Raw genomic sequence first — 22293 nt, forward strand, 5'->3', positions numbered from 1 at the left:
CCGCCTCAGAAGGTGTAGCCGACTTGCGGCTGCTTGTCTTCCAGCTGGTCGAGCAGGCGCACCAGCGGCCGCAGTTCCTTGTAGCGGTTGGCGGTCTTGCGCACATAGTCCATCACCGCCGGCAGGTCGTGCAGGTACTGGGCCTTGCCGTCGCGGTAGTTCAGGCGGCAGAACAGGCCGAGGATCTTCAGGTGGCGCTGCAGGCCGGCGTATTCGAAGTCCTGGTAGAAGGCGTCGATGTCCTGGTTGACCGGCAGGCCGAGCGACTTGGCGTGCTGCCAGTAGCGGATCGCCCAGTCCAGCACCAGTTCCTCGTCCCACTGCACGTAGGCGTCGCGCAGCAGCGAGGCCAGGTCGTAGGTGATCGGGCCGTACAGCGCGTCCTGGAAGTCCAGCACGCCCGGGTTGCCGGCGTCCATCCACATCAGGTTGCGCGAATGGAAGTCGCGGTGCACATACACCTGCTGCTGGGCGGTGAGGTTGGCCAGGATGGCGTCGAACACCGCTTGCAGCTCGGCCGCCTGCTGGTCGCTCAGGGTGGCGTTCAGGTGCTTGCCGATATACCACTCGGGGAACAAATTCATTTCGCGCAGCATGAAGGCGCGGTCGTACTCGGGCAGCACGCCGGGCTCGCTGGTCAGCTGGAACTTGACCAGCGCCTCCAGCGCCTCGGCGTACATGGTCGAGGCGTTGTCGTGGTCCAGCACCTGCAGGTAGGTGGTCACGCCCAGGTCGGACATCAGCAGGAAGCCGCGTTCGTAGTCGGTGGCGACGATGCGCGGCACGCTGACGCCGGCGTGGGTGAGCATTTCGTCAAGCTTGACGAAGGCCAGCACGTTCTCGCGCTCGGGCGGCGCGTCCATCACCACCAGCGTGGCGCCCAGCGCCGCTTGTTGATCCGGCAAGACATCGACGCGGAAGTAGCGGCGGAAGCTGGCGTCGGCCGAGGCCGGGCGCGCGCTGGCGACGTCGACCACGTTGAGCGTGGCCAGCCAGGCGGTCAGCTGCTCCAGGCGGAGGTCGGAAGATGTATCGGAAGTTAAATTCTGTAATAAAGACATTAAGCGAGCCCTGGAAACCGGTGTTGGGTGAAGATTCCCATATAATAAGGGATTCAAATCAAAAAATCGCCTGCTATGGTGTTTCCTCCCTTCTTTTCATGAGTCGCATGCGCTGGCTACCGGCCCCCCCCACCTCCTCGCAACGCTGGGCTTACGCCCTGACTGCCCTCGTCGCCGCCACGGCCGTGCCCAGCTACGCCCAGAGCGTGCCGCCGAAGGCGCGCGCGCCGCGCGTGGAGGACAAGAACGCGGTCACCACCATCCAGGCCGAGGATATCAGCGGCCGCCCCGAGCGCGAAATCACGCTCGAGCGGGACGCCGAGCTGGTCAAGGACAAGACCCGCGTCAAGGCCGATACCGCCTGCTACCGCCAGGTCGAGGACGAGGTCGAGGCCCAGGGCCATGTCAAGATCTGGCGCTTTGGCGATTATTTCACCGGCGACGAGCTCAAGCTGAACATGGACAGCGGCAAGGGCTATATGCTCAACCCGACCTACCAGCTGGAAGCCAACCACGCCCAGGGCAAGGCCGAGCGCATCAACTTCCTCAACGAGGACGAGGCGGTGGTGGTCAACGGCACCTACAGCACCTGCCAGGGGCCGAACCCGGACTGGTATCTGCGCTCGAACACCCTGAACCTCGATTCCGGGCGCGACGTCGGCACCGCCGGCAAGACCATCATTTATTTCAAGGACGTGCCGATCCTGGGCACGCCGGCGATGTCGTTCTCGCTGTCGGGCGCGCGCCGCTCCGGCTGGCTGTCGCCGATGCCGGGCTTCGGCTCCAAGGGCGCCGCCGAGCTGACCGTGCCGTACTACTTCAACATCGCCCCCAACCGCGACTTGACGGTGTACCCGAAGATCATCCCGCGGCGCGGCTTCCAGCTGGGCGCCAACGGCCGCTACCTGGGCGAGACCGAAGGCGGCCTGTACCAGGGCGAAACCTATGTCGAATACCTGCCGCACGACAAGCAGTACCTGCCGTCCACGCCGGGCGGCTCGACCGACCGCTGGTCGATCAAGTCCAGCCACGCCCAGGACCTGTCGAAGGACTGGTCGTACGGCTGGAGCGTGCGGGCCGCCTCGGACAACAACTATCCGAACGATTTCTCCAAGACCGTGTCGAGCTCGACCGAGCGGCAACTGCTGCGCGAGCTGCGCACCGACTACCACGGCGACTTCTGGACCCTGACCGCGCGGGTGCAGAAATACCAGGTGCTGCAAGACCCGGAATCGCTGATCCCGGTGCCGCGCCCCTACGACCGGCTGCCGGCGCTCAACCTGCACGCCGCCCAGTACGACGTCGCCGGCGGCTTCGACTGGGCCGTCGACAGCGAGCTGACCCGCTTCTACCACCCGAGCCTGATCAACGGCACCCGGCTGGTGGCGATCCCGCAGCTGAGCTACCCGATCGTCGGCCCCAGCTACTTCGTCACGCCCAAGGTCATGCTCAACCTGGCCAGCTACCAGATGGACGCGTTCGGCGCGCAGGCGTCGGAAAACCTGTCGCGCGTGGTGCCCACCTTCTCGCTCGACTCCGGCCTGGTGTTCGAGCGCGACGTCAAGCTGGGCGGGCGCGACATGACCCAGACGCTGGAGCCGCGGCTGTTCTACGTCAACACGCCGTACCGCGACCAGAGCAAGTTCCCGACCTTCGACACCGACGCCGCGACCTTCAACTTCAGCCAGATCTTCAGCGAAAACCGCTTCGTCGGCTCGGACCGGGTCGGCGACGCCAACCAGCTGACGGCGGCGCTGGTGTCGCGCTTCCTCGACTCGGCCGGCGCCGAGACGCTGCGGCTGGCGTTCGGCCAGCGCTTCTACTTCCGCGACCAGCGGGTGCAGCTGGCCTCGACCACCCCGGTGGTCGATGCGCGCTCGGACATGCTGCTGGCCGCCACCGGCCGCATCTCGGAAACCTGGAGCTTCGACAGCGCCGTGCAGTACAGCCCCAGCGAGCGCCGGGTGGTGTCGGGCAGCTATGGCGTGCAGTGGCTGCCGGGCCAGAAGAAGGTGCTCAACGCCGGCTACCGCTACCTGCGCGGCAGCTTCAAGAACATCGAGCTGTCGAGCCAGTGGCCGATCTTCCAGCGCTGGTACGGCGTCGGCCGGGTCAGCTACTCGCTGCAGGACAAGAAGATCCTGGAGAGCCTGGTCGGGCTGGAATACAACGCCGACTGCTGGGTGTTCCGCGTGGGCGCGCAGCGCTTCGTGACCACCTCGACCAAGGCGTCGACGCCGATCTTCTTCCAGCTCGAACTGAACGGCCTGTCGCACCTGGGCGTGGGCAGCCCGCTGGAGGCGATGAAGAACAGCATTCCCGGTTATCAGCGTTTGAACGAAGGCTACGGCCGCTAAAGCAAGCCACCCCGGCGTCCGCCGCCGTTTCCCAGGCAGCGGACGCTTTTTGATCCTTTTACACCTGACTCATGAGCGTTCTTAAGATGAAGTTCGAAATGAAAATCCTCGCAGTCCTGTTGTGCACGGCCGCCCTGGGCGGTTGCAGCCTGTTCTCGAAGAAGCCGGCGCCGGCCGCCGCCGCCCCGCTGGCCAGCGCCGCCCCGGCCGCCGCGCCCGCGCTCAACACCGCGCCGGCCGCCGCCACCGCCAAGTCCGACGGCAAGGGCTTCCTGCCGCCGGGCGAGTCGGGCAACGTGGCGATCGACTCGATCGTGGTGGTGGTCAACGACGACGTCATCACCCAGCGCGAGCTGGGCAACCGCATCAAGTCCGTCACCGCCCGCATGAAGGCGCAGAACGTGCAGATGCCGGACCCGGCCGACCTGCGCCGCCAGCTGCTCGAGCGCATGATCGTCGAGCGCGCCCAGCTGCAGATGGCCAAGGAAATGGGCGTGCGGGTCGACGACCAGCAGCTCGACCGCGCCATCGGCCGCATCGCCGAGGCGCAGAAGCTGTCGGTGCAGGACTTGCGCAACCAGATGGAAAAGGACGGCACGCCGTACGCCGCCTTCCGCGAGGACATCCGCCAAGAAATCATCATGCAGCGCCTGCGCGAGCACGAGGTCGACGCCAAGATCCAGATCTCGGACGCCGAGGTCGACAGCTTCCTGGCCGCCGAGAAGGCCGCCGCCGCCGAGCAGTTCGAGATCAACATCTCGCAGATCATGGTGCGCATCCCCGACAACGCCACCGCCGAGGTGATCGCCCAGCGCCGCGCGCGCGCCGAGGAAGTGATGCGCCAGCTGCGCACCGGCGCCGACTTCGCCAAGATGGCCGCCACCTATTCCGACGCCAGCGACGCCCTGCAGGGCGGCGTGGTCGGCTGGCGCCAGCCCGAGCGCCTGCCGCCGGTGTTCGCCGAGGCGCTGAGCAAGCTCAAGCCGGGCCAGGTCACGCCGGTGATCAAGAGCGTGGGCGCGTTCCACATCCTGAAGGCGGTCGACCGCCGCAGCCTGGCCGAGGCGCAAGCCGTGGCCGCGGTGCAGCAGTCGCACGTGCGCCACATCCTGATCAAGGTGACCCCGACCATGAGCGCGGCCGACGCCAAGCGCAAGCTGGCCGAGCTGAAGGAACGCCTGGACCACAACGCCGCCAAGTTCGAGGACCTGGCGCGGCTGGTGTCGAACGACGGCTCGGCCGCCAAGGGCGGCGACCTGGGCTGGCTGTACCCGGGCGACATCGTGCCCGAGTTCGAGGCGGCGATGAACAGCCTGAAGATCGGCGAAGTGAGCCAGCCGGTGGAGACCAGCTTCGGCGTCCACCTGATCGAAGTGCTGGAGCGCAAGAGCGACGACGTCTCGAAAGAGCGCGAGCGCAACACCGCGCGCCAGGCCATCCGCGAGCGCAAGGTCGAGGAAGCGGCGGAAAGCTGGCAGCGCGAAGTGCGCGACCGCGCCTACGTCGAGTTCCGCACCGAAGACGGCGCCGCCGCCAACAAGTAAGCCACCAAGGAGAGCACGCGTGAGCGCCACTTTGCACACCGGGCGCAGCGCGCTGCGTCCCGCGATCGCCGTCACCGTCGGCGAGCCGGCCGGCATCGGCCCGGAGATCGCCATCCGCGCCGCCTGGGCGCGCCGCCACGAGGTCAACTGCGTGCTGCTGGGCGACGCCGCCTTCCTGGCCATGACCGCCGGCGCCATCGATCCCGCCATCGAGTTGTCGGCGCTGTCGCTGCAGGCGGTGCGCCACGGCGGCCTGCCGCAGTTCGGCCCGGGGCGCCTCAGCGTGATCGACGTGCCGCTGGCGGCGCACGTCGTGCCGGGCAAGCTGGACAAGGAGAACGGCCGCAGCGTGCTGGCCACCCTGGACGCCGCCATCGAAGGCGTGCGCGCCGGCTGGTTCGCGGCGGTGGTCACCGCGCCGCTGCAAAAAAGCACCATCAACGACGCCGGCGTGAAGTTCTCCGGCCACACCGAATATTTCGCCGAGCAGACCGGCAGCGCGCAGGTGGTGATGATGCTGGCAGGCCAGCCGCCGGCGCCGGCCGGCCGGCCGCTGCCGCCGCCGCTGCGGGTGGCGCTGGCCACCACCCATCTGCCGCTGAAGGACGTCGCCGCCGCGCTCAGCCAGGACGGCCTGGCGCGCGTGCTCGACATCATCGAGCATGACTTGAAAAGCAAGTTCGGCATTGCCGCCCCGCGCATCCTGGTGTGCGGCCTGAACCCGCACGCGGGCGAGGGCGGCTACCTGGGGCGCGAAGAGATCGACGTCATCGCGCCGGCCATCGCGGCGGCGCAGGCGCGCGGCATCGATGCGCGCGGCCCGTATCCGGCCGACACGCTGTTCCAGCCCAAATACCTGCAAGACGCCGACTGCGTGCTGGCCATGTACCACGACCAGGGCCTGCCGGTGCTCAAATACGCCACCTTCGGCCAGGGCGTCAACATCACCCTGGGCCTGCCGCTGATCCGCACCTCGGTCGACCACGGCACCGCGCTCGACCTGGCGGCGCAGGGCCCCGGCCTGGGCCTGGCCGACTGCGGCAGCATGGAAGCCGCGATCGACAGCGCGCTGGCCATGGTCAACAGCCAGGCCGCCTCCTCCTCACCTCTCAAATAAGAACCGCCATGAAACACGTCGCCCGCAAACGCTTCGGCCAAAACTTTTTACACGATAAATACGTCCTCTCCAGCATCACCGAGGCGATCGCCCCGGCGCCGGACGACGCGATGGTCGAGATCGGGCCCGGCCTGGGCGCGATGACCGAGCAGCTGATGCGCAGCTTGAAGCTGATGCACGTGGTCGAGCTCGACCGCGACCTGGTGGCGCGGCTGGAAAAGACCTACAACCCGGCCAAGCTGACCATCCACGCCGGCGACGCGCTCAAGTTCGACTATTCGACCATCCCGGTGCCGGCCGGCCAGAAGTTGCGCATCGTCGGCAACCTGCCGTACAACATCTCCAGCCCGCTGCTATTCCACCTGGCGACGTTCGCGCCGCTGGTGCAGGACCAGCATTTCATGCTGCAGAAGGAAGTGGTGGAGCGCATGGTGGCGGCGCCGGGCAGCAAGACCTACGGCCGGCTGTCGGTGATGCTGCAGTGGCGCTACGACATGTCGCTGCTGTTCGTGGTGCCGCCGGAAGCGTTCGATCCGCCGCCGAAGGTGGAGTCGGCCATTGTGCGCATGATCCCGGTGGCGCAGCCGCTGGCGTGCGACGGCCCGACCCTGGAGGCGGTGGTGTTGAAGGCGTTCTCGCAGCGCCGCAAGGTGATCCGCAACTGCCTGGCCGGCATGTTCACCGAAGCGCAGATCGTCGAAGCGGGCATCGACCCGACCATGCGTCCGGAGACCGTGGGCCTGGCGCAGTACGTGGCGCTGGCCAACCTGCTCAAGCCGCAGTAAAAAAAGGCGGGGGTCAAGTCTGACATTCGGACACGGCCTCTGCCGTAACAGTGCCTACGGCAGAGGCCGTGTCCGAATGTCAGACTTGACCCCCGTACAAAAAAAAAGCCCGCTGGTGAAAGCGGGCTAAATCCAATTCCTTTGCAAGAAGTGGAGGAGACAAATGAAGTATGCTGCGGCGCGGCATATAACGCAAGTTTATTTTTCGAATATCGAACATCACTATAGCGTATAACTCTCCGGCCGCCGCGCCGCGAATTCCGCGCGGCGCTCCCCTCTGGATTACTTCGGTTTGCAGCTCAGCGTCACGTTGCTGATGTTGGCGCCGTTGACCACGCCGGTGTTGTTGGCCAGCGCGCAGTTGACGTCGTCCGGCTGCGACAGGATGGTCACGCCGTAGGCGGAACCGTCCGCCACTGGCGTGGCAAACACGAACTCGCCCTTGCCCAGCACGGTATCGGTGGCGGCGGCGCTCGAGACCGAGACCTGGCCGCCGGTGGAGCCGTTCAGCAGCACCACGACGCGCGGCACGGCGGCCACCGCGGCAGCGGTGGCGGTGGCGGCGACCGCCTCGGATTTGTTGAACAGGCCGACGAACGGGCCGCCCACCGAGTAGCTGTTCTGCAGGCAGCGGATCGTGACGGCGATCGCCACCGTATGGCCGGCCGAGCCGGAACCGCCCGCCACCGGTGCGCAGGTCTGGTGCGCCGGATCGTGTTGCACGGTGACGTTGTATTCGGTGCCGTACGGGATTTGCTTGGGCATCACGAAGTTGGTGGTGCCGGACGCCACCGTCAGGGTGTCGCTGCCGTTGGCCAGCACCAGGCCATCGTTACCCAGGCCCTCGATGGTGCCCTGCACGGCGAATTGGGCCTTGCCGCCGCAGGCGGCCAGCGCGGCGGCCAGCATCAGCGCCGCTACGGCGCTCAAAGTCGAAAATTTCATCAATTACTCCAAAAAAAGGCGGATCGGCCGGCTATCGCGATGCGGGCCGGCGCAGGAATTACTTGCAGGTGACGGTCACGCCGAGGAAGTCCGAGCCCGGCATGGTGCCGACTTCTTTGCTCAAGGTGCAGGTCTGGGTCAGGTTCTTTTCAATATCCTTCGGCTGCGACAGCACGGTCACGCCGTAGGGCGAACCGTCGCCGACCGTGTTGTTGAAGGTGAAGTCGACCGGCGCGCCGGCGGTGGTCGACGGCAACACGCTGACGGTGTCGGCGCCATTGGCCAGGATCAGGCCATTGAGCTTCAGGCCGGTCACGGTGCCGCCCAGCTTCCACGGGTTGGCCTGGCAGGCGAACTGGATCGAGTACGAGGTGTAGGCGTTGGCCTTGCCGACGTTGCTGGTGCCGACCGGTTTGCAGCTGCCGCCGGTGGGCGGGGTGGAGACGATGATATTGAACTCCTCGTCGACCGCCGCCAGCTTGGTGAATACAAAGTTGGGGGTATTGACGGGGATGGCCAGTTTTTCGCCGGTCTTGGTGTTGGTCAACACCAGGTCGGGCTTGGTCAGGCCGCTGACGGTGCCGGACAGGGCCAGGTTGCCATTGCCACCGCCGCAGGCGTTCAGCAAGGCGACGCACACCAGGGCCAGGCCCGAACGCAGATACAAACTTTTCATAAAAATCTCTCTCCAAAACGAATAGGGCCCGGCAATACTCGGGTGCAGCATCTTACACGGAATGGCCCGTATTTTAGTGCATTTGCTAAGGCCTGGCCGCTAAGCGATGTAACAGCTTGTGACACTTGCGGCCGCCGCGCCGCCTATTTGACCTGCGCCAGCTCGCAGCGCGAACGCCTGCCGTCGAGCCGGCAGATGTTGCGCACCCGGCCCTGCTGGTCGTGCACCTGCACCAGCCACTGGTCGGCGCCCAGCCGTTCCATGCTCATGAAGCCGAAGCCGTCGACCCAGGAACTGAACTGCTCGACCCGCGCGCCCGGCGCCGGCGTCACGCCGTCCGGCAAGCGTTCCGGCAGCGGCACGGTGTCCTCGGCGGTGCCGGAAAAGCCGGAAATGAACTGGCTCGGATGGCCGCTGGCGAAGCTGACCTGCTGCCACAGATGCACATGGCCGGACAGCAGCGCCTGGATGCCGTCCGGCAGCAGCTGCGCGTTGAGCGAGCCGAACGCCTGCTGCAGGCCGGCGTCGCCCGGCAGCAGCACCAGCGCGCCGTTGGCCTTGCGGTCGGCGCCCATGCCCAGCAGCGGGTGGTGGGCGATGCCGAGGTTGCGCGGCGCCTGCCGCGCCAGCGCGTCCAGCTTGCGGTACAGGTCGCGGTACTTGTCGTAGCCCAGTTCGCCCGGCTTGAGGCCCTTCCAGGTGGTGCTGGCGGTGTCCAGCACCAGCAGCTGGGTGTCCTGGCCGATAGTCACTGCGTAGGGATCGCTGTAGTTGCCGACGGCGTCGTCGGCGGCGTTGTTGCAGTCGCGCCCGGCCAGCAGCGGGCGCGGGTCGAGCAGGCGCCAGTAGCCCTGGCCGCCGCGCAGGCAGTTTTCGTGGTTGCCGCGCGCCATGACCCACGGCGCCGCCTGCAGCAGCGCCGCGCCGGGCGCGAAGAAATCGGCGTTCCAGGCGTCCCAGCCGTAGCCCCAGGGGCTGCCGGCGCAACCGGCGTTGCCGTCCGGGCAAGCGTTTTCGCGGTAGTGGTAGTCGCCCACGTGGATCACCAGCTCGGGGCGCCACGCGGCGGCGGCGGCGGCGATGGCGGCGAACGGATAGGCGGCGCCGTCGTTGCAGGCCTGGTAGCTCTGGCTGCTCTTTTGCAGCCGGCAGCCGGTGTCGCCGAGGACGACGATGCGCCGCGGCGCCGCGCTCGGCAGCGGTAGCGGACGGCCCAGCACGCTCGCCTGGGCATAGCTGCCGACGGCCGGCAGCGGCGCCTCGCAAGTCAGCAGCGGGAAGGCGGCCGGTTTGGAATCGGCCGGGGCCGACGGCGTGCTGCGCAGCGCCAGGGTGGCGGCCGGCGCGCGCACGGCCATCGGCTGCGGGCGCTGGTCGATGACGATGTCGGGGCAGGCGGGGGCGGCGATCAGCACGCGCGCCACGGCGGCGCCGTTCTCGCCCAGCACCACGAAGGAGGAAAAGGCCGGCGCCTGGCCGACGCTGGCGCAAGCGGCCAGCATGGCGGTCAACAGAGGCGGCGCCCAGCGGCGGCAAGTCGTCACAAACGTAGTCAAAGGCACGGCGGCTCCAGCAGGTGAATCCGATGTTACCATGCCCGTCGCCAGGCGGCGATCGGTGCGACAATACGCAGATTCCACATTTCCCATTGCCCACCATGAACCATCGCCGCCCGCACGCCCTGTTGTTCGACCTCGACGACACCCTGTGGCCGATCGCCCCGGTGATCGCGGCGGCGGAAACCAGTTGGCACGCCTGGCTGGCCGAGCACGCGCCCGAAGTGACGCAGCGCTATTCCATCGCCGAGCTGCGCGCGCGCCGCATGGCCTTGCTGGAGCAGCGTCCCGAGCTGGTGGTCGACCTGTACCAGCTGCGCCGCGTGGCGCTGGAGCAGGCCTTCGCCGAGGCCGGCGCCGACGCCGTCCACATCGACGGCGCGATGCGCCACTTCCACCTGCGGCGCAACGCCGTCACGCCGTACGCCGACGTGGTGCCGGCGCTGGCCGAGTTGCAGGCGATGCTGCGGCTGGGGGTGATCACCAACGGCAACGCCGATCTGGAAATCATCGGCCTGCACCACCATTTTGAAGCCGTGCTGGCCTCGGCGCGCTTCGGCCGCGCCAAGCCCGATCCTGCCATCTTCCTGGCCGCCTGCGAGGCGATGGGCGTGGCGCCGCGGGACGCGGTCTACGTCGGCGACGATTTGCGGCTGGACGTGCAGGGCGCGCAAGGCGCCGGCCTGCGCGCGGTGTGGATGAACCGCGCCGGCAGCACGGCGCACCTGGAGGCGGGCGTGGCGCCGGACGCCATCTGTGCAAGTTTCGATGCACTTCTGATATGGGTGCGCGGGCAAATGCAGCATTGACGCCACGCCGCGGCCCCCGTCCGGCGCAGAGCGTGCATAATAAGCAGAAATACCATTAGTGAATGACTATGCAACTCGATACACGCGCACAAACCCTGCTCAAGGCTCTCGTCGAACGCTACATCGCGGACGGCCAGCCGGTGGGCTCGCGCGCCCTGTCCAAGATCTCCGGGCTGGACCTGTCGCCGGCGACCATCCGCAACATCATGGCCGACCTGGAGGAGCTGGGCTACGTCGCCAGTCCCCACACCTCGGCCGGGCGGGTGCCGACGCCGCGCGGCTACCGCATCTTTGTCGACACCCTGCTGACGGTGCAGCACCTGGACGAGCAATCGGTCGAAGGCCGCATGCGGCTGCAGGCGCCGCAGCCGCAGAAGATGATCGCCAACGCGGCGCAGATGCTGTCGTCGCTGTCGCAGTTCGCCGGCGTGGTGCTCAGTCCGCGGCGCGAATCGGTGTTCCAGCAGATCGAGTTTTTGCGGCTGGGGGAGAAGCGCATCCTGCTGGTGATCGTCGGCCCGACCGGCGACGTGCAGAACCGGCTGTTGCTGACCGACGTCGACTACAGCCCGACGCAGCTGATCCAGTCGGCCAACTACATCAACCAGAACTACGGCGGCCTGGCCTTCGACGAAGTGCACATGCGCTTGCAAAACGAAGTGCGCCAGCTGCGCGACGACATGGGGCGGCTGATGCAGGCGGCGGTGGAGGCGGGCAGCGAGGCGATGGCCGACAGCTCGGACGACATGGTCATCTCCGGCGAGCGCAACCTGCTGTCGGTCAGCGACCTGTCGTCGAACATGACATCGCTGCGGCAGATGTTCGACATGTTCGAGCAGAAGACGGGATTGATGCAGCTGCTCGACGTCTCGAGCAAGGCCAGCGGGGTGCAGATCTACATCGGCGGCGAATCGAGCCTGGTGCCGATGGACGAGATGAGCGTGGTCACCGCGCCCTACATGGCCAACGGCAAGATCGTCGGCACCCTGGGAGTGATCGGCCCGACCCGCATGGCGTATGAGCGGGTGATACCGATCGTCGACATCACCGCCAAGCTGCTGTCGAACGCGCTGAGCCACAACTAAACCCGGTAAGCGGGGGTCAGGTCTGACATTCGGACACGAGCTCTGCCGTAAAGCAGCTTACGGCAGAGCTCGTGTCCGAATGTCAGACCTGACCCCCGAGGTTTAAGCGCGGTGCGGGCAGGCGGTCTTGGTGCAGTTGCCGTAGATCGCCAGCGCATGCTCGGCGATCTTGAAGCCGCGCTCCTTGGCGACGATCTGCTGGCGCGATTCGATTTCCTCATCGAAGAATTCTTCCACCCGGCCGCAATCGAGGCACACCAGGTGATCGTGGTGCGAACCTTCGTTCAATTCGAAAATCGCCTTGCCCGTCTCGAAGTGGTTGCGGTTCAGCAGGCCGGCCTGCTCGAACTGGGTCAGCACGCGGTAGACGGTCGCCAGGCCCACGTCCATATTGTCGGACAGCAGGATCTTGTAGACATCCTCGGCGGTCAGGTGGCGCACTTCGCTGTTCTGGAAGATGTCCAGGATTTTCAGGCGGGGCAGCGTGGCTTTCAGGCCGCTGGCCTTCAGGTCGGTAGGATTGTTGCTCATGGTGTCGACTCTTTGCGTGGTTGGCGGTAGCTAGGCGCCAGTTTAACGCACTCCGGCAGCCGCCGCACCATCGGCGCCGATCCGCGCCCTCCCGCGTGAAATTTACATTTGCAATGTTTTACAATTATTCTTTATAAAACAAGGACATAGTTCCAAATTTGCTGGATAATGCGATCTCTCCGAGTGCCCGCGCAGCCCCATCTCGCACCTTGTGCTTTATGATATAGCGTTTTTCGGCACTTCCGCTCGATCAGATTGAGGACAACCATGCGCGTCACCCAGGCTTTATCGCAGTCTTTGTTGCACCGTTTCACCCGCCGCGCGCCTCTGCTCGCCGGCGCTGTTTGCGTCGCGCTGGCCGCGGGCGGCTGTGCGTCCAACACCACGCTGGGCGAGAAATCGACCGACGTGAAAGAAACCGGCACGACGCTGGACGCCAACAAAGGCGCGCAAACCACCACCATCAGCAAGCTGCAGAAGTTCATGTGGTTCTTCTCGCCGTATCGCCCCGACATCCAGCAGGGTAACTTCGTCTCCGAAGAGATGCTGTCGCAGCTGAAGGCCGGCATGACGCGCGAGCAGGTCCGCTTCATCTTCGGCACCGCGCTGCTGGCCGACCCGTTCCACGCCGACCGCTGGGACTACGCGTTCCGCATGGCCAAGGGCAACGGCGAAATCACCACCAGCCGCGTGATCGTGTTCTTCGACAAGGACGGCAAGGTGGCGCGCTGGGAAGGCGGCAACCTGCCGACCGAAAAAGAATACATCGCCCGCATCGCCGGCCCGGCGCCCAAGGTCAAGAAGGATCCGAGCGTGCCGGACGCGCGTCCGGTGGGCAATACCTCGCCGATTCCGGCCGGCAGCGACAACGCCGCCGCCTCGCCGGTGGGTGTGACGGTGAACAACGACAAGAAATAAGCACGAGGACAGACGCATGACAGACCTGAACATCGCCATCGCCGGCGCCGGCGGCCGCATGGGCCGCATCCTGATCGAAGCGGTGCTCGATGCGCCCGACGCCACCCTGTCCGGCGCGCTGGACCGCGCAGGCTCGGCCAACGTCGGCAGCGACGCCGCCGCCTTCCTCGGCAAGCCGGCCGGCGTGCCGGTGGAAGCCGAGCTGGCCAAGGGCCTGGCCGGCGCCCAGTTCCTGATCGACTTCACCCGTCCCGAAGGCACCTTGGAGCACCTGGCCTATTGCGCCGAGCACGGCATCAAGATGATCATCGGCACCACCGGCTTCGACGCAGCGGGCAAGGCGGCCATCGCCGAGGCGGCCAAGAAGACCGCCATCGTGTTCTCGCCCAACTTCAGCGTCGGCGTCAACGTCACGCTCAAGCTGCTGCAACAGGCGGCCAAGGCGCTGGCGGTCGGCTACGACATCGAAGTGATCGAAGCCCACCACCGCCACAAGGTCGACGCCCCGTCCGGCACCGCGCTGAAGATGGGCGAAGTGCTGGCCGACGCGCTCGGCCGCGACCTGAAGGATTGCGCCGTCTACGCGCGCGAAGGCGTGACCGGCGAGCGCGATCCGTCGTCGATCGGCTTCGCCACCATCCGCGGCGGCGACATCGTCGGCGACCACACGGTGCTGTTCGCCGGCACCGGCGAGCGCATCGAGATCAGCCACAAGTCCAGCAGCCGCGTGACCTACGCGCACGGCTCGCTGCGCGCCTGCCGCTTCCTGGCCGACAAGGCCACCGGCCTGTACGACATGAACGACGTGCTGGCGCTGAACTGATGACGCCCAACCACTTCACCCTGGCCAGCTACTGGGAGCAGGGCGACACCATCAGCCACATCGTGGCGCTGGTGTTGCTGGCGATGTCGCTGGTGAGCTGGTTCTTCATCCTGGCCAAGAGCTACGCCGCGTGGCGCATCCGCCGCAGCGCGCCGGCGGTGCAGGCGTTCTGGGAGGCGCCGTCGATGCAGGACGGCGTCGCCGCGCTGAGCCTGGCCGATCCCGAGCAAGTGTTCCTGCCGCTGGCGCAGCAAGGCGCCGCGCAATTGAAGAGCGCCGGCCGCGCCTCGCTGGGCGGCGAGATGGGCCATGCTGCCCAGGTCACGCGCGTGCTGCGGGTGGCGATCCAGCATTCCACCAACCGCCTCGAAGGCGGCCTGACCTTGCTGGCGTCGATCGGCGCCACGGCGCCGTTCGTCGGTCTGCTGGGCACGGTGTGGGGCATCTACCATGCGCTGGCCAATGTGTCGGCCAGCGGCACGGTGCAGATCGACAAAGTGGCCGGCCCGGTGGGCGAGGCGCTGATCATGACCGCCATCGGCCTGACGGTGGCGATCCCCGCCGTATTGGCGTATAACGGATTCAACCGCGTCAACCGGCTGACCCTGGCCGAGCTGGACGCCTTCGCGCACGACCTGCACGCGTATTTGACGAAGTAACGGAGGGGGTCAAGTCTGACATTCGGACACGTGCTCTGCCGTAGCAGCCGCTACGGCAGAGCACGTGTCCGAATGTCAGACTTGACCCCCCGCTTTAAGAGGAGCGAGCATGAGCTTTGGCGCATTCAACCACCACCGCAATCCGGGCCCGATGGCCGACATCAACGTCACGCCGATGGTGGACGTGATGCTGGTGCTGCTGGTGATCTTCATCCTCAGCGCGCCGATGTTCACCCACGCCGTCAAGCTGGACCTGCCGAAGGCGCAGGCGCAAGCGAGCCCGCAGCAGGCCGCCACGGTCACGCTGTCGATCGACGGCGCCGGCAAGATCTTCTGGAATAACGACCCGGTCGAGCAGGGCGTGCTGGAGGCGCGCCTGGTCGAAGCGGCCAGGCTGGAGCCGCAACCGGAACTGCAACTGCGCGCCGACAAGGACACCCGCTACGAGGTGGTGGCCCAGGTGATGGCGGCCGCGCAGTCGAATGGATTAACGAAATTGGGCTTCGTCACCGATCCCGAAAAGGAAAAAAAATAATGGCAACCGCAGAACTGAACGGCGCGGCGATCACCGACTTTGACGCCTTCCACGCCGCCTGCAAGGCCGCGCTGGGCTTCCCCGACGGCTACGGCAACACCATGGACGCCTGGGTCGATTGCCTGAGCTATCTGCGCGACGAAGACGGCATGAGCAAGTTCCGCCTGAAGCCGAACGAAGTGCTGGAAATCGTCGTCACGGGCGCGCAGGCCATGAAGGCCGCCGTGCCGGATATCCTGGAAGAGATGACGTACTGCGTGGCCGGCATCAACGAGCGCTACGAAGACTACGGCGAGAAGCCGGCCCTGAAGCTTACGCTGCGCTAACCACGCCGGCCGGCACCGCGTTCGGGATCAGCGCCTTGGCGCCGGTCTCGCCCGGGGCCAGGGTCAGCACCTCGAAGCCGGTCTCGGTCACCAGCACCATGTGCTCCCATTGCGCCGACAGCGATTTGTCGCGCGTCTCGACGGTCCAGCCGTCGTTCAATTCCTTGGTCGCCGCCTTGCCGGCATTGATCATCGGCTCGATCGTGAACAGCATGCCCGGCTTGAGCACCACGCCCTGACCCGGGCGGCCGTAGTGCGCCACCTGCGGCTCCTCGTGGTAGACCATGCCGATGCCGTGGCCGCAGTAGTCGAGCACCACGCTGTAGCCGGCCTTCTCGGCGATGGTCTGGATCGCGAAGCCGACGTCGCCCAGGGTGGCGCGCGGCTTGACGGCGCGGATGCCGGCCCACATCGCCGAATAGGTGGTCTCGACCAGCTTGCGCGCCGACTTCGACGGCTCGCCGACGTAGTACATGCGGCTGGTGTCGCCATGCCAGCCGTCGCGGATGACGGCGACGTCGATGTTGATGATATCGCCGTCCTTGAGGATGTGGTCTTCCGCCGGAATGCCGTGGCACACCACATGGTTGACCGAGCTGCACACGGTGGCCGGGAAGCCGCCGTAGCCGACGTTGGCCGGGATCGCCTGCTGCACGTTGACGATGTAGTCGTTGCACAGCTGGTCGAGGTAGGCCGTGCTGACGCCCGCCTTGACGTGCGGCGCGATCATGGTCAGCACGTCGGCCGCCAGCTGGGCGGCGACGCGCGCCAGGACGATTTGCTCGGGCGACTTGATCAGGTTGGCATTGCGACGGGACATGGGACGACCTCTTTCATTTTTCAAGCCGCGTATTCTGCCACAACCGCTAGCGCACCGCTTTCAAGTCGAAGTGCGGGTTGTCGATCAGGCAAAGCAAATTACCGAACGGATCGGCCAGTTCGACCGTCTGGATGTTCTCGCCGACGTCCTGGATGGCGCCGTGCACGGTGGCGCCCAGCGCGACGATGCGCTCGACTTCGGCGGCGATATCGTCGACGCCCCAGTAGACCATGCTGCCGGTCCGGCCCGGCTTGCCGTCCGGGATCAGGCCCAGCTCGAAACCGCCGATGTTGAAGCCGACGTAGAACGGCTGGTCGAAATAGGGCGCCGTATCGAATACCTTGCTGTACCAGGCCTTGGCGGCCGCCAGATCGGTGACCGGGTAGGCCACGGTGCGTAATCCCTTGATCATGCTTGTCTCCACATAGATGTTGAAAACATCATCTTGGCACAATGGCGGCGGGTGCGATTGTAAAAATGGAAGCTAGGCCGCCAACAGGAAGCGCTCGGGCGCGCTGCCGGCGAATTCCTGGAAATCGTGGATCAGGTGCGACTGGTCGAAATAGCCGCAGGCCAAAGCCAGTTGCGCCCAGTCCGGCGAGGGTGTGGCCTTGAGCGCGGCCGTGGCGCGGCGAAAGCGGCAGATGCGCGCATACAGCTTGGGTGACAGTCCGACCCGCGCGCGGAACAGCGCCGCCAGGTGCTGGCGCGACACGCCCAGCTGCGCCGCCAGCTGCTCGATGCGCAACGCGCCGCCGCTGGCGTCCAGCGCGGCCAGGGCGCGGCGGACCAGCCCATCGCCCGGATCGCCCGGCTGGCCGGCGCCGGCCGCGCGCAGCCGCAGCAACAGCTGATGCTCGATCAGGGCGATCCGCTCGCGGTCCGACAGCTCGCAGGTCCACAGCGCATCGGCCAGCCGGTCGGCATCGCCGCGGTCCCACAGCTGGTCGATATCGGCCCGCTGGTCGGTCAGCGCGTGCAGCGGCGCGGCCAGGAAGGCGCCCGCCGCGCCGGGCTTGAAGCGCACCGCCACCGTCCGCAGCGGCGCGCCGCTGGCGACCAGGATGGCGCTGCTCATCATGCCGACCGCGAAGCCGGGCCGGCCGCCGTCCTGCCAGAGAATATCGACGCAGTTATCCGGCAGCACCCGGTGCGTATGGGCGCCGCCCGGCGCGCAGGCGGCCCACATGCACTCGACATGCGCGGCCAGCGCCGGATGGGGAGGATATTCGCGATAATACATCCGCCCAGTATACCCCGGGGGTCAAGTCTGACATTCGGACACGAGCTCTTCCGCAGTGCAGCAGAGGCCGTGTCCGAATGTCAGACTTGACCCCCTGGGTTATAATGTCCGGTTCATATACACTTATTGGCCGCACACCATCATGCAAGATAAATATAGTCCCGCTGACGTAGAAAAAGCCGCTCAATCCCACTGGAAAGCCATCGACGCCTACAAAGCCGTCGAGCACGACCCGCGTTTCCCGAAAGGGAAGTATTACGCCTGTTCGATGCTGCCTTACCCATCGGGCAAGCTGCATATGGGCCACGTCCGCAACTATACGATCAATGATGTGATGTACCGCTACCTGCGCATGAACGGCTACAACGTGCTGATGCCGATGGGCTGGGATGCGTTCGGCATGCCGGCGGAAAACGCGGCGATGGCCAACAACGTGCCGCCGGCGCAGTGGACCTATTCCAACATCGCCCACATGCGCGAACAGATGGAGTCGATGGGCCTGGCGATCGACTGGTCGCGTGAAATGACCGCGTGCAAGCCGGAATACTACAAGTGGAACCAGTGGATGTTCCTGAAGATGCTGGAAAAAGGCATCATCTACAAGAAGACCGGCACCGTGAACTGGGATCCGATCGACCAGACCGTGTTGGCCAACGAGCAGGTGGTCGACGGCCGCGGCTGGCGTTCCGGCGCGCTGATCGAAAAGCGCGAAATCCCGATGTACTACGCCCGCATCACCGACTACGCCGACGAGCTGCTGGCCTACGTCGACGACAAGCTGCCAGGCTGGCCTGAGCGCGTGCGCACCATGCAGACCAACTGGATCGGCAAATCGACCGGCGTGCGCTTCGCCTTCCCGCACCAGATCAAGGGCGCCGACGGCGAGTTGATCCAGGACGGCAAGATGTACGTCTTCACCACCCGTCCGGACACCATCATGGGCGTGACCTTCTGCGCCGTGGCCGCCGAGCACCCGCTGGCGATCCACGCCGCGCAGACCAATCCGGCGCTGGCCGCCTTCAACGCCGAGTGCAAGCTGGGCTCCGTGATCGAGGCCGACATGGCGACGATGGAGAAGAAGGGCATGCCGACCGGCCTGTTCGTCACCCATCCGCTGACCGGCGAGCAGGTCGAAGTCTGGGTCGGCAACTACGTGCTGATCACCTACGGCGACGGCGCCGTCATGGGCGTGCCTGCGCACGACGAACGCGATTTCGCCTTCGCCAAAAAATACAACTTGCCGATCAAGCAGGTCATCACCGCCGAAGGTAAGGAGTTCTCCACCGAAGCCTGGCAGGAATGGTACGGCGACAAGGACATCTCCATCGTCACCAACTCCGGCAAGTACGACGGCCTGCGTTACGCCGAAGCCGTCGAAGCCGTGGCCGCCGACATGGCCGCCAAGGGCCTGGGCGAGAAGAAGATCACCTTCCGCCTGCGCGACTGGGGCATCTCGCGCCAGCGCTACTGGGGCACGCCGATCCCGATGATCCACTGCGGCGATTGCGGCGTGGTGCCGGTGCCGGAAAAAGACCTGCCGGTGGTGCTGCCGGAAGACTGCGTACCCGATGGTACCGGCAACCCGCTCAACAAATACGAAGCCTTCCTCAAGTGCGACTGCCCGCAGTGCGGCAAGCCTGCGCGCCGCGAAACCGATACGATGGACACCTTCGTCGATTCGTCGTGGTACTACATGCGCTATACCTCGCCGGGCGCCGACAAGGCGATGGTCGACGAGCGCAATGACTACTGGATGCCGATGGACCAGTACATCGGCGGCATCGAACACGCCGTCATGCACCTGCTGTACGCGCGCTTCTGGACCAAGATCATGCGCGACTTCGGCCTGGTCAAGTTCGACGAGCCGTTCGTCAACCTGCTGACCCAGGGCATGGTGCTCAACGAGACCTACTTCCGCGAAGACGCGGCCGGCAAGAAGACCTGGTTCAACCCGGCCGACGTCGACCTGACGCTGGACGACAAGGGCCGCCCGCAAGGCGCGACCTCCAAGGCCGACGGCAATCCGGTCAACATCGGCGGCACCGAGAAGATGTCGAAGTCGAAGAACAACGGCATCGACCCGGCCGCGCAGATCGACCAGTACGGCGCCGACACCGCGCGCCTGTTCACGATGTTCGCATCGCCTCCTGAGCAGACGCTGGAATGGTCGGGCAGCGGCGTCGAAGGCGCCAACCGCTTCCTGCGCCGCGTGTGGGCCTTCGGCTACGCGCAGCGCGAAGCGATCGCCGCCGCCGGCGCGCCGCTGACCGCAGTCGCCACCACCGACGCCGGCAAAGCCCTGCGCCGCGAGCTGCACAAGGTGCTGCAGCAGGCCGACTACGACATCAAGCGCATCCAGTACAACACCGTGGTATCGGCCTGCATGAAGATGCTCAACACGCTGGAATCGGCCAAGGAGGCGGATGCCGCGTCGCTGGCGGAAGGCTACGCGATCTTCCTGCGCCTGCTGAACCCGGTCGCTCCGCACATCACCCACGTGCTGTGGGAAGAACTGGGCTACGCCAAGGCGCACGGCGACATCCTCAACGTGCAGTGGCCGCAGGTGGACCCGACGGCGCTGGAGCAGTCCGAGATCGAAATGATGATCCAGGTGAACGGCAAGCTGCGCGGCAGCGTGGTCGTGGCCAAGGGCGCCGACAAGGCGAGCATCGAAGCGGCGGCACTGGCCAACGAAGCGGTGCAGAAGTTCATCGAAGGCACGCCGAAGAAGATCATCGTGGTGCCGGGCAAATTGATCAACATCGTGGTTTAACTGGATAGCACATGCTTACTACTTCCGAGTTGTTCCGGCGCGGCCGCCTGGGCGCCGCCGTGCTGGCCGTGGCGCTGACCGTGTCGGCCTGCGGCTTCCATCTGCGCGGCGACGGCGGCCACTACACGCTGCCGTTCCCGTCGATGTACGTCGGACTGCCGGAAGCGTCGCCGTTGGCGATCGATTTGAAGCGCAACATCCGCGCCAACGGCGGCACCACCGTGGTCAGCGCGGCCAAGGATGCGGACGGCGTGATCGAGGTGCTGTCCGACCCCGAGAAAACCCGTTCCAAGACCATCCTGACGCTGAACCGCAACGGCCGCGTGAGCCAGTATCTGCTGTCGTACAACATCGTGTTCCGCGTGCTGGACAAGCAGGGCAAGGAGCTGCTGGGCAGCACCCAGATCCTGCTGACCCGCCCGATCGACTTCAACGAAACCCAGTTGCTGGCGAAGGAACAGGAAGAGGCGCTGCTGTACAAGGATATGCAGACCGACCTGGTACAGCAGATGATGCGCCGTATCGCGGCCATCAAGCCGCTGCAGGTGTCGCTGCCGCCGCCGCGGCCGGCCCTCGGCCAGTAAGGACGCGCGATGCAACTGCGGTTAGAAGCGCTGGACGGCCATTTGACGAAGTCGCTGTCCCAGCTGTACGTGATCACCAGCGACGAGCATCTGCTGGCGCTGGAAGCGGCCGACAAGATCCGCAAGACGGCGCGCGCGCAAGGCTATTCCGAGCGCGATGTGCTGACCGTGGAGCGCAGCTTCAAGTGGGGCGAGCTGCTGGCGTCCAACCAGGCGCTGTCGCTGTTCGGCGACAAGAAGCTGATCGAGCTGCGCATCCCGACCGGTAAGCCGGGCAAGGATGGCGGCGCGGCGCTGCAGAATTATGTGAAAGATCTGAGTCCGGACAACCTGACCCTGATCACGCTGCCCAAGCTGGACTGGCAGACGCAGAAGGCGGCCTGGGTCGCCAGTCTGCAGCAGGCGGCGGTGTATATCGACATCCCCCAGATTGAACGGGCGCAGTTACCCAATTGGATAGGCCAGCGCCTTGCCGCACAAGGGCAAAGCGCGGACAGACAGAGCATCGATTTCATCGCCGATCGCGTTGAAGGCAATCTGCTTGCGGCCCATCAGGAGATACAGAAGTTGGCCTTGCTGCACGAGCCGGGCAAGCTGACCTACGAGCAGGTGCACGATGCGGTGCTGAACGTGGCGCGTTACGACGTGTTCAAGCTCAGTGAAGCGATGCTGTCGGGCGATCCGGCGCGTCTGGTGCGCATGCTGGAAGGCTTGAAGGGCGAGGGCGAAGCGCTGCCGCTGGTGCTGTGGGCCGTGTCGGAAGAGATCCGCACGCTGCTCAAGCTGAAGGCGGGCATGGCGCAGGGCCGTCCGCTGGGTGCGCTGCTCAAGGAGCATCGTATCTGGGGACCGAAGGAACGCATGATGGAGCCGGCGCTGCGCCGCATTTCGCTGCCTGTATTGGAAGCGGCGATGCGGGACGCGGCGCAGGTCGACAAGATGATCAAGGGCTTGCGCGCCAAAGCGCACGCCGGCGACGCGTGGGACTCGATGCTGCAGTTGGCCTTGAAAGTCGCACGCGGTTAGGGAAACTGGCTAAAAATGCCCGCAGCGTCGTTGTGGCGCCTCGCCGTGCTAACGCACTGTCTTCGGCGCCACGCCTAGCTGCGAGCATTTTGAGCCAGTTTCTAAAGAACTGAGGGATAG

At 65.9% G+C, this 22293-nt stretch carries 22 protein-coding genes; 14 read left to right on the forward strand and 8 right to left on the reverse strand.

The annotated features are described in order from the left end of the window. Positions 1-5: 5 nt before the first annotated feature. Positions 6-1061 (reverse strand): aminoglycoside phosphotransferase family protein, encoded by a 1056-nt coding sequence (locus tag AC1RMD_RS15010; protein WP_492927476.1) that lies wholly within the window; start codon positions 1059-1061, stop codon positions 6-8. Positions 1062-1168: 107 nt separating this feature from the next. On the opposite strand from AC1RMD_RS15010, the gene AC1RMD_RS15015 reads away from it, so the two are divergent. From AC1RMD_RS15015 to rsmA, 4 genes are all read left to right on the forward strand, one after another. After that, positions 1169-3418 carry an LPS-assembly protein LptD gene (locus AC1RMD_RS15015; protein WP_492927477.1) on the forward strand — a complete coding sequence of 750 codons (2250 nt, stop codon included), beginning with the start codon at positions 1169-1171 and terminating at the stop codon, positions 3416-3418. A 98-nt stretch (positions 3419-3516) separates the two neighbouring features. After that, entirely contained in the window at positions 3517-4962 is a 1446-nt protein-coding gene (locus AC1RMD_RS15020) for a peptidylprolyl isomerase (protein ID WP_492927478.1), read from the forward strand. A gap of 19 nt (positions 4963-4981) precedes the next feature. Next, positions 4982-6079: a 4-hydroxythreonine-4-phosphate dehydrogenase PdxA gene (gene pdxA, locus AC1RMD_RS15025; protein WP_492927479.1), complete on the forward strand. Its 1098-nt coding sequence runs from the start codon at positions 4982-4984 to the stop codon at positions 6077-6079. Between the two features lie 8 nt (positions 6080-6087). Further along, complete coding sequence (rsmA, locus tag AC1RMD_RS15030) at positions 6088-6864, forward strand: 16S rRNA (adenine(1518)-N(6)/adenine(1519)-N(6))-dimethyltransferase RsmA (protein WP_492927480.1); 777 nt, start codon at positions 6088-6090, stop codon at positions 6862-6864. Between the two features lie 282 nt (positions 6865-7146). Here the strand turns inward: rsmA and AC1RMD_RS15035 are convergent, their stop codons facing one another. The 3 genes from AC1RMD_RS15035 to AC1RMD_RS15045 form a co-directional block, all read right to left on the reverse strand. Beyond that, complete coding sequence (locus tag AC1RMD_RS15035; RefSeq protein ID WP_492927481.1) at positions 7147-7809, reverse strand: hypothetical protein; 663 nt, start codon at positions 7807-7809, stop codon at positions 7147-7149. A 58-nt stretch (positions 7810-7867) separates the two neighbouring features. Beyond that, a complete protein-coding gene (locus tag AC1RMD_RS15040; RefSeq protein WP_492927482.1) occupies positions 7868-8485 on the reverse strand; it encodes a hypothetical protein in 618 nt (205 codons plus the stop codon). Between the two features lie 143 nt (positions 8486-8628). After that, a complete protein-coding gene (locus tag AC1RMD_RS15045) occupies positions 8629-10047 on the reverse strand; it encodes a metallophosphoesterase (RefSeq protein ID WP_492927483.1) in 1419 nt (472 codons plus the stop codon). Between the two features lie 95 nt (positions 10048-10142). Between AC1RMD_RS15045 and AC1RMD_RS15050 the strand changes: the two genes are divergently transcribed. Both AC1RMD_RS15050 and hrcA read left to right on the forward strand, forming a co-directional pair. Then, positions 10143-10850 carry an HAD family hydrolase gene (locus tag AC1RMD_RS15050; protein ID WP_492927484.1) on the forward strand — a complete coding sequence of 236 codons (708 nt, stop codon included), beginning with the start codon at positions 10143-10145 and terminating at the stop codon, positions 10848-10850. A 68-nt stretch (positions 10851-10918) separates the two neighbouring features. Further along, positions 10919-11935 carry a heat-inducible transcriptional repressor HrcA gene (hrcA, locus tag AC1RMD_RS15055; protein WP_492927485.1) on the forward strand — a complete coding sequence of 339 codons (1017 nt, stop codon included), beginning with the start codon at positions 10919-10921 and terminating at the stop codon, positions 11933-11935. Positions 11936-12037: 102 nt separating this feature from the next. Here the strand turns inward: hrcA and fur are convergent, their stop codons facing one another. Next, positions 12038-12466 carry a ferric iron uptake transcriptional regulator gene (gene fur, locus AC1RMD_RS15060; RefSeq protein WP_116991991.1) on the reverse strand — a complete coding sequence of 143 codons (429 nt, stop codon included), beginning with the start codon at positions 12464-12466 and terminating at the stop codon, positions 12038-12040. A gap of 267 nt (positions 12467-12733) precedes the next feature. Here fur and AC1RMD_RS15065 point away from each other — a divergent pair, with 267 nt between their 5' ends. The 5 genes from AC1RMD_RS15065 to AC1RMD_RS15085 all read left to right on the forward strand — a co-directional run bounded on the left by AC1RMD_RS15065 (position 12734) and on the right by AC1RMD_RS15085 (position 15727). Continuing rightward, entirely contained in the window at positions 12734-13384 is a 651-nt protein-coding gene (locus tag AC1RMD_RS15065) for an outer membrane protein assembly factor BamE (protein WP_492927486.1), read from the forward strand. Between the two features lie 16 nt (positions 13385-13400). Continuing rightward, a complete protein-coding gene (gene dapB / locus AC1RMD_RS15070; RefSeq protein WP_492927487.1) occupies positions 13401-14207 on the forward strand; it encodes a 4-hydroxy-tetrahydrodipicolinate reductase in 807 nt (268 codons plus the stop codon). Next, a complete protein-coding gene (locus AC1RMD_RS15075) occupies positions 14207-14866 on the forward strand; it encodes a MotA/TolQ/ExbB proton channel family protein (protein ID WP_492927488.1) in 660 nt (219 codons plus the stop codon). Before dapB ends, AC1RMD_RS15075 begins: the two co-directional genes overlap by 1 nt. 109 nt (positions 14867-14975) lie before the next feature. Then, on the forward strand, positions 14976-15401 hold the full coding sequence (locus AC1RMD_RS15080) for an ExbD/TolR family protein (RefSeq protein WP_492927489.1): 426 nt from the start codon (positions 14976-14978) through the stop codon (positions 15399-15401). Continuing rightward, positions 15401-15727 (forward strand): barstar family protein, encoded by a 327-nt coding sequence (locus AC1RMD_RS15085; protein ID WP_492927490.1) that lies wholly within the window; start codon positions 15401-15403, stop codon positions 15725-15727. Before AC1RMD_RS15080 ends, AC1RMD_RS15085 begins: the two co-directional genes overlap by 1 nt. Here AC1RMD_RS15085 and map read toward each other — a convergent pair. The 3 genes from map to AC1RMD_RS15100 all read right to left on the reverse strand — a co-directional run bounded on the left by map (position 15714) and on the right by AC1RMD_RS15100 (position 17790). Beyond that, complete coding sequence (gene map, locus AC1RMD_RS15090; RefSeq protein WP_492927491.1) at positions 15714-16547, reverse strand: type I methionyl aminopeptidase; 834 nt, start codon at positions 16545-16547, stop codon at positions 15714-15716. The genes AC1RMD_RS15085 and map overlap by 14 nt on opposite strands. Before the next feature lie 46 nt (positions 16548-16593). Further along, a complete protein-coding gene (locus AC1RMD_RS15095; RefSeq protein ID WP_492927492.1) occupies positions 16594-16959 on the reverse strand; it encodes a VOC family protein in 366 nt (121 codons plus the stop codon). A gap of 72 nt (positions 16960-17031) precedes the next feature. Further along, complete coding sequence (locus AC1RMD_RS15100) at positions 17032-17790, reverse strand: DUF6597 domain-containing transcriptional factor (protein WP_492927493.1); 759 nt, start codon at positions 17788-17790, stop codon at positions 17032-17034. Between the two features lie 142 nt (positions 17791-17932). Here AC1RMD_RS15100 and leuS point away from each other — a divergent pair, with 142 nt between their 5' ends. From leuS to holA, 3 genes are read left to right on the forward strand one after another with little or no spacing between them, the layout of a single operon-like run. After that, a complete protein-coding gene (leuS, locus tag AC1RMD_RS15105; RefSeq protein WP_492927494.1) occupies positions 17933-20563 on the forward strand; it encodes a leucine--tRNA ligase in 2631 nt (876 codons plus the stop codon). An 11-nt stretch (positions 20564-20574) separates the two neighbouring features. Next, positions 20575-21147: an LPS-assembly lipoprotein LptE gene (locus AC1RMD_RS15110; protein ID WP_492927495.1), complete on the forward strand. Its 573-nt coding sequence runs from the start codon at positions 20575-20577 to the stop codon at positions 21145-21147. Between the two features lie 9 nt (positions 21148-21156). After that, the gene (gene holA, locus AC1RMD_RS15115; protein ID WP_492927496.1) at positions 21157-22173 is read left to right on the forward strand and encodes a DNA polymerase III subunit delta; all 1017 of its coding nucleotides are present in this window, start codon (positions 21157-21159) and stop codon (positions 22171-22173) included. Positions 22174-22293 lie beyond the last annotated feature (120 nt).

The organism is Duganella sp. GW822-FHT06D06 (assembly GCF_058799615.1).

What these genes read in the sequence shown, in the direction of transcription:
- AC1RMD_RS15010 (WP_492927476.1), bottom strand. Translation starts at nt 1,061, where the DNA reads ATGTCTTTATTACAGAATTTAACTTCCGATACATCTTCCGACCTCCGC.
- AC1RMD_RS15015 (WP_492927477.1), top strand. Translation starts at nt 1,169, where the DNA reads ATGCGCTGGCTACCGGCCCCCCCCACCTCCTCGCAACGCTGGGCTTAC.
- AC1RMD_RS15020 (WP_492927478.1), top strand. Translation starts at nt 3,517, where the DNA reads ATGAAAATCCTCGCAGTCCTGTTGTGCACGGCCGCCCTGGGCGGTTGC.
- rsmA (WP_492927480.1), top strand. Translation starts at nt 6,088, where the DNA reads ATGAAACACGTCGCCCGCAAACGCTTCGGCCAAAACTTTTTACACGAT.
- AC1RMD_RS15035 (WP_492927481.1), bottom strand. Translation starts at nt 7,809, where the DNA reads ATGAAATTTTCGACTTTGAGCGCCGTAGCGGCGCTGATGCTGGCCGCC.
- AC1RMD_RS15040 (WP_492927482.1), bottom strand. Translation starts at nt 8,485, where the DNA reads ATGAAAAGTTTGTATCTGCGTTCGGGCCTGGCCCTGGTGTGCGTCGCC.
- AC1RMD_RS15050 (WP_492927484.1), top strand. Translation starts at nt 10,143, where the DNA reads ATGAACCATCGCCGCCCGCACGCCCTGTTGTTCGACCTCGACGACACC.
- hrcA (WP_492927485.1), top strand. Translation starts at nt 10,919, where the DNA reads ATGCAACTCGATACACGCGCACAAACCCTGCTCAAGGCTCTCGTCGAA.
- fur (WP_116991991.1), bottom strand. Translation starts at nt 12,466, where the DNA reads ATGAGCAACAATCCTACCGACCTGAAGGCCAGCGGCCTGAAAGCCACG.
- AC1RMD_RS15065 (WP_492927486.1), top strand. Translation starts at nt 12,734, where the DNA reads ATGCGCGTCACCCAGGCTTTATCGCAGTCTTTGTTGCACCGTTTCACC.
- dapB (WP_492927487.1), top strand. Translation starts at nt 13,401, where the DNA reads ATGACAGACCTGAACATCGCCATCGCCGGCGCCGGCGGCCGCATGGGC.
- AC1RMD_RS15075 (WP_492927488.1), top strand. Translation starts at nt 14,207, where the DNA reads ATGACGCCCAACCACTTCACCCTGGCCAGCTACTGGGAGCAGGGCGAC.
- AC1RMD_RS15080 (WP_492927489.1), top strand. Translation starts at nt 14,976, where the DNA reads ATGAGCTTTGGCGCATTCAACCACCACCGCAATCCGGGCCCGATGGCC.
- AC1RMD_RS15085 (WP_492927490.1), top strand. Translation starts at nt 15,401, where the DNA reads ATGGCAACCGCAGAACTGAACGGCGCGGCGATCACCGACTTTGACGCC.
- map (WP_492927491.1), bottom strand. Translation starts at nt 16,547, where the DNA reads ATGTCCCGTCGCAATGCCAACCTGATCAAGTCGCCCGAGCAAATCGTC.
- AC1RMD_RS15095 (WP_492927492.1), bottom strand. Translation starts at nt 16,959, where the DNA reads ATGATCAAGGGATTACGCACCGTGGCCTACCCGGTCACCGATCTGGCG.
- AC1RMD_RS15100 (WP_492927493.1), bottom strand. Translation starts at nt 17,790, where the DNA reads ATGTATTATCGCGAATATCCTCCCCATCCGGCGCTGGCCGCGCATGTC.
- leuS (WP_492927494.1), top strand. Translation starts at nt 17,933, where the DNA reads ATGCAAGATAAATATAGTCCCGCTGACGTAGAAAAAGCCGCTCAATCC.
- AC1RMD_RS15110 (WP_492927495.1), top strand. Translation starts at nt 20,575, where the DNA reads ATGCTTACTACTTCCGAGTTGTTCCGGCGCGGCCGCCTGGGCGCCGCC.
- holA (WP_492927496.1), top strand. Translation starts at nt 21,157, where the DNA reads ATGCAACTGCGGTTAGAAGCGCTGGACGGCCATTTGACGAAGTCGCTG.